The organism is Streptomyces griseorubiginosus (assembly GCF_017614965.1).
Lineage (GTDB): Bacteria > Actinomycetota > Actinomycetes > Streptomycetales > Streptomycetaceae > Streptomyces > Streptomyces griseorubiginosus_B.
This window is the reverse complement of the sequence record NZ_WVUG01000708.1, coordinates 1-653: the sequence shown is the minus strand read 5'-3', so window position 1 is coordinate 653 and position 653 is coordinate 1. Positions and strand designations below refer to the sequence as shown.

Sequence of the window (653 nt, the reverse complement as noted above, 5' to 3'; positions counted from 1 at the left end):
GGCGACGGCGACCGGCCGGGAACCGGCGACGGCGGGCGGCCTGGGCCGGGAGACGGGGGCGCCGGGATCCGGAGGAGGTCGGCGGGCTTCGGGAACGGCGAGGCGCCCGGGGGGCTGGTCGTTCCAGCCGCCGGGCGCCTCGTGGGACCGTGGGTGTCAGTCCTTGATCTCGCAGATGGCGGCGCCGGAGCTGAGGGACGCGCCGATCTCCGCGGTCAGGCCCTTGATGGTGCCGGATTTGTGGGCGTTGAGGGGCTGTTCCATCTTCATCGCCTCCAGGACGACGACCAGGTCGCCCTCCTTGACCTCCTGGCCCTCCTCCACGGCGACCTTGACGATCGTGCCCTGCATCGGGGAGGCGAGGGTGTCACCGGAGGCGACCGGGCCGGACTTCTTCGCCGCGCGCCGCTTGGGGCGGGCGCCGGCGGCCAGACCGGTGCGGGCCAGGGTCATGCCCAGCGAGGCGGGCAGGGAGACCTCCAGGCGCTTGCCGCCGACCTCGACGACGACCGTCTCCCGCCCGGACTCCTCCTCCGCCTCGGCATCCGCCGCGGCGGCGAAGGGCTTGATGTCGTTGACGAACTCGGTCTCGATCCAGCGGGTGTGGACCGTGAACGGCTCCTCGGAGCCGGTCAGCTCCGGGGCGAAGGCCG

Annotated in this window: 1 protein-coding gene; it reads right to left on the bottom strand. The window is 73.7% G+C overall.

Annotated elements, in window-relative coordinates:
• Positions 1-156: 156 nt before the first annotated feature.
• Positions 157-653 (bottom strand): acetyl-CoA carboxylase biotin carboxyl carrier protein subunit (locus GRC12_RS44875; protein ID WP_208786144.1); only part of this gene is annotated, 497 nt, incomplete at its 5' end.